At 53.4% G+C, this 5,408-nt stretch carries 3 protein-coding genes; all 3 read right to left on the bottom strand.

Features of this window, described 5'->3' with window-relative positions; all coding sequences use genetic code 11:
• Positions 1–1,371 (bottom strand): NAD-dependent DNA ligase LigA (gene ligA, locus D6694_08310; protein ID RMH42142.1); only part of this gene is annotated, 1,371 nt, incomplete at its 3' end.
• Positions 1,361–2,056 (bottom strand): hypothetical protein, encoded by a 696-nt coding sequence (locus D6694_08305; protein ID RMH42141.1) that lies wholly within the window; start codon positions 2,054–2,056, stop codon positions 1,361–1,363. The genes D6694_08305 and ligA, both read right to left, overlap by 11 nt.
• Positions 2,057–2,066: 10 nt before the next feature.
• Positions 2,067–5,408, bottom strand: a 3,342-nt coding sequence (gene smc / locus D6694_08300) for a chromosome segregation protein SMC (protein ID RMH42140.1), incomplete at its 5' end; no start/stop codon positions are given.

Here is a 5,408-nt window from a genome sequence, read left to right as displayed (position 1 = left end):
TTTGTCGCCCAAACCTTCTATGTCCATCGCCCTACGCGAAGCAAAATGTTTGATGCGTTCGATGCGCTGGGCTGGGCAATGCAGCCCGCCCGTGCATCGGGCCACCGCTTCCCCTTCAATACGCTCGATTTCAGAACCGCAGGCAGGACAATGCTTAGGCAGCACAATGGGGCGCGCCTCTTTCGGTCGTTTTTCTTTGACCACACCGATAATCTGTGGGATGACATCGCCAGCCCGTCGTACCACCACCGTGTCACCAATCATCACGTCGAGCCTTTTTATTTCATCCATATTGTGCAAAGTCGCATTACTGACCGTCACCCCACCCACTTGAACTGGTGCCAGACGTGCCACTGGGGTGATCGCACCAGTGCGCCCCACCTGAAACTCGACGTCAAGCAGTTGAGTCATTTCTTCCTGCGCTGGGAATTTGTGCGCCAAAGCCCAACGCGGCGCGCGCGCAACACTGCCGAGGCGCGTCTGCCAATCAATTCGGTCCACTTTGTAGACAACACCATCAATGTCGTATGGCAACTGATCTCGCTGTGCCAGCATGTCGGCATGGTACTGCAAGCACGCCTCAATCCCATGCACACGCTTGATAAATTCGCTGACAGGGAAGCCCAGGTCACGAAGCCACTGTAGACGTTCAAAATGACTGTCGGGCAAATCTTTGGCTGACGTCGCGCCTATTGCGTAGGCATAAAACGCCAATGGTCGCTTCGCGGTAATGGCTGGATCGAGCTGGCGCAACGAGCCCGCCGCGGCATTTCGTGGGTTCGCAAAGGTCTTCTCGCCACGGGCCCGTGCTTCAGCATTCAAACGCTCAAACCCCGCCTTGGGCATCACCACTTCACCACGCACCTCGATTAGCGCTGGCGCATTCGACGGCAGTAGCAACGGAATGGCGCGAATAGTCCGCACATTTTGGGTCACATTTTCGCCCACTTCACCGTCGCCGCGCGTGGCCGCCACTTCTAGCCGCCGATCACGGTACACCATCGAAACGGCCAAGCCATCCAATTTCGGTTCGCAACAGTAGTCGATGTGCGACTCGGACAGTAATTGACGAACCCTTTGGTCAAAGTGGCGCGCGTCGGCATCAGAAAAGGCGTTGTCAAGCGACATCATCGGCTCGAGATGACGCACTTTTTCGAATTCACTGGACGGGGTCCCAGACACCCTTTGCGTCGGTGAATCTGGGGTCACCAGCTCTGGGTATTGGGCTTCGAGCGACCGCAATTGGGCAAACAGCCTATCGTACTCTGCATCAGGGACAAGGGGAGCATCCAGCACATAGTAGGCATGATCGTAACGACGTATCAGGGCACGCAACTCATGAATGCGTTCAGCCGCTTGTTCAATGCTCATCTGGTGTTTCTCTTTGGGCATGCGTCAGTTGTTGTCGTGAATACTCAGCAATTTGTTCGCGGTAATGATCGATGGTTTGGCTTGTCAACGGGTTGTGCTCACCATCTTCCAACAGGCCACCAAGCTGCTTTTGAAGATGCCGCATCACCGCGAGCATATTGTCGAACACTTTTTGGGGTTGTGAATGGCTCGGCAATGTCATAAAGAATGCAAGCCCCAAAATCTGCCGTGAAGGCAGTGTTTCTCGGTCGAAAGTTCCCGGCTGAAAAGCATCCGCCACACAAAATCCATGCTCATGACCATCATGCCAATGGAATATCTCGTAATTTCCCAGACGACATCCGGCACTTTCCAACTGCTGCAACACTTCCGCCCCACTAAACTCGCTGCCAAGTTCCGCCATCAGATGCAATGTGATGACGAGTTGTGGCTGATCTGGCAAGTGACACTTTGCAAAGTGATCTTCTGCCACGTCAGGCTCCGGATTTGGTGACGCACCATCACCTATGGACGCCAGTCCGTTATCATCTGGTATTGACACATCGGGCAAGTCAATATGTGGTTCTTTACGCCCCACGTCTGGTGGCTTAACCGTGCGGCGACGCGCCCGCCAGCCATCCCACACCACCCAGGCGATGACCAGTATGCCCAGCAGCAAAAGTATCCATCGTAATTGCTCGGCCATAGCTCCTCCTTTACGATGCTGCCAATGCGGTGGCTTCTTCAATGTCCACCGACACCATGCGAGAGACACCTGGCTCTTGCATGGTGACGCCTAGCAAGGCATCCGCCATTTCCATCGCCTGCTTGTTATGCGAGATATAAATAAACTGGATTTTTTCGGACATCTCTTTAACCAAACGGCAATAGCGGCCGACATTGGCATCATCCAAGGGCGCGTCAACTTCATCCAACATACAAAAGGGGGCCGGGTTCAATCGGAAAATGGCAAAAACGAGCGCAATCGCAGTCATTGCCTTTTCTCCCCCGGACAGCAAATGAATGGTCGCATTGCGCTTGCCTGGCGGCCGCGCCATAATGGCCACACCGGTGTCCAGCAAGTCATCACCTGTCAATTCAAGATAAGCGTGGCCGCCACCAAACACTTTTGGGAAAAGCTCCTGCAAGCCTTTATTGATTTTTTCAAACGTTTCCTTAAAACGGGAGCGCGTCTCTCGATCAATTTTTCGGATAGCCTCTTCCAAAGTCTCTAGCGCCTGATTCAAATCATCGACCTGCTGATCGAGAAATTGCTTTCGTTCCGACTGAGACTGATACTCATCAATGGCGGCCAAATTGATATTGCCAAGGCGTTCGATTTGCTCGACTATTCGCGCGATTTTGGCTTCACAGTCGGCTTCCGTCATTTCATCTGGGAGCGGAGGTGCATCTTTGCTCGGTTCGACGCCATATTCCGATAGTTTCTGCGCAAAGTTTTCTCTCTGAACCCGAATATTTTCTCGACGCAACTTTTCATTTTCGAGCTGTCGTCGAACGTCATCCGCGCTACGCTCGATATTGATGCGTTCCTTTTCTAAAGAACGCAAACGTTCATCAGCACTTTCAACCCGCTCTCTCGCTTGCTTTAACTGCTGCTCTACCTCTAGGTGCGCTTTCAGATGACTTTCGAGGATTTCTTGTATTTCCGCCACGGGCGCCTCATTCTCTTCAAGTGCACTCATCAGTACACTGAGGCGTTCACGCATCTCAGTTTGCTGATGTATCGCCCGTTCATGGCTTTGGCGCGTTGAATTCAACTCTGTTTTTAAGGATTCCACTCTTAACGCCAAACGATGAGCGTGTTCCTTCTCTTCTTTCGCCTGCTCACGCAAATTGGCCATGGCCGTGCGAATTTCTTCTCGTTCTGTCAACAGCGCAGAACGTTCTGATTCGATTTCAGCCATGGCTTCCACCGACTGCTCTAGCATGCGCCGTGCTTCCGCCAAGCTGGCGTCCGCATTTGATATCTGCTCATCAAGTTTCGCCAAATCGCCTTCGAGTCGAGCTTTACGCTCCTGAACACTTTGATGCTTCGCCTTAAGCCGCTCGTAAGCACTTTGCACTTCACTTCGTGTTTTCCCAAGCGCCAATTGTTCTTTCTGGCACACTTGCCAATTTTGCTCAAGATCCTGCAACGAAACGCGTAACTTGGAAAAAGTCTCAGCCAACTCAGCTTCTTGTTGGCGTTGTGCTTCCACCACTTGTGACAGCCGCTCAATTTCTTCCTGTCGGCGCAAAATACTTTGTTCTTCATTTTTCGTCACAATACACTGCACCCAGTCTCGACCGAGCCAGAGTCCCTCTGCGGTGACGATAGATTGGCCGGGCGCAAGCATTGTTCGGGCAGACCATGCCTCGTCAATGTTGTCAGCGACAAAGATTTGCGATAACCAATCCGCCGAATCACCTTCGACAAAATCACGAATGGCTCGCAACCCTTTCGGCGCCGGCGCACTTAAGTGCCCGTCATGCTCACTCTTCACTACGGCCACGACTGGCTGACCCGCCGCTAGGCACTGTTTCACCCAGTCGCTGTCTTTTTCGTCAGTGACACGCGCCAACAAGCGGTTGCCCAAGATACCCTCGACGATAGACTGCCACGGGGGCTGAACACGAATGTGTTCCGCCAACGTCGGCTTGTCCGACAAGCCAAGCTCGGCAAGCGCTTCTTGCCAATCCGGACTGTCGGTCGTCGCCGCGCGTTGTAATGCTTGCAATGCCGCAAGTTGTGACTCGTGCTTGGCCAACTCACTACGCAAGGTCTGCAGGGACTGGCTGACCGCGTCCCGCTCCGAACGCTGTGATGCCACGGCATCCGCCAACCGTGCCTCTTCTGCCTGAAGCTGACTGTCACGCTCATCCAGCTCAGCCAACTGCACCTCAAGGTCAGACAAATCCTGTATGGCTTGCTGGCTGGCCAGTGCATCCAGCTCCTTTTGCCACTGGCTGCGACGCTCGCGAGCTTGTGCTTGCTGGGCCTCGAGGTGCTGAATGCGTGTTTTCTGGATTTCCGCGTTGCGCTGAATGTCCGCAGCACGACGGTGGAAATCATCCCAACGCGCTTGCCATGCCTGCATCTGCTGCTCAAACTCATGCAACCGTTCGTTGACAGACTCAGCACGGGCCTTAGCCATTTCATATTCGGGTTCTAGCGCCATCAGCTCGGCTTGGAGCGACTCGGCTTTTGCCATATCCCCTGTCACGTGTTCGGCAGCGTTGTCTAAAGCTGCCTGTGCTCGCGCGATGTCTTGTTGCAGCTGGACCTTACGCTCAGCCCGGTGTTTGATATCTTGCTCTAGGCGCGCGATTTCAGCGGCAATACCGTAATAACGGCCTTGAATCTCATTCAGTGCGTCGTTGGCTTCGGTCTGCTCACTGCGGAGCTGCTCAAGCTGCGCCTCGATGCTTCGGTAGCGTGAGACCTCCGCCTCGTATTGCACTTCAAGCTCACGGATTGTGGCAGACAGCATGTCAAGTTGCTGACTCAATGCCTCCCAACGAAGATAGGCGAGCTGGGCACGCAAACGTCGCTCCTCGCCACGCAATTTTTTGTATTTTTCTGCCGCTTGTGCCTGGCGTTGAAGGTGATTCAGTTGCTTATCTAATTCCTCTCGGATGTCATTCAGGCGATCCAAGTTGTCTCGAGTATGACGAATTCGATTTTCCGTTTCTCTGCGCCGTTCTTTGTATTTTGAGATGCCTGCCGCTTCCTCGATAAAAACACGAAGTTCTTGAGGCTTTGATTCAATCAGTCGAGAAATCGTGCCCTGTTCAATGATCGCATAGCTGCGCGGGCCAAGACCGGTCCCAAGAAAAATATCCGTGATGTCTTTGCGACGACAACGGGTGCCGTTCAAGTAATAAGTCGATTGTCCTTCTCGCGTCACCACGCGACGAATCGAAAGCTCGTTATAACGGGCATACTCCCCACTCAGCGAACCATCCGAATTGTCGAAAACCAGCTCCACGCTGGCCTGCCCGACCGGTTTTCTTGCCGACGAACCATTAAAGATGACATCCGTCATCGCATCGCCACG

Source organism: Gammaproteobacteria bacterium (assembly GCA_003696665.1).
Taxonomy (GTDB): Bacteria; Pseudomonadota; Gammaproteobacteria; order Enterobacterales.
This window is presented reverse-complemented; position numbering and strand designations above follow the sequence as displayed.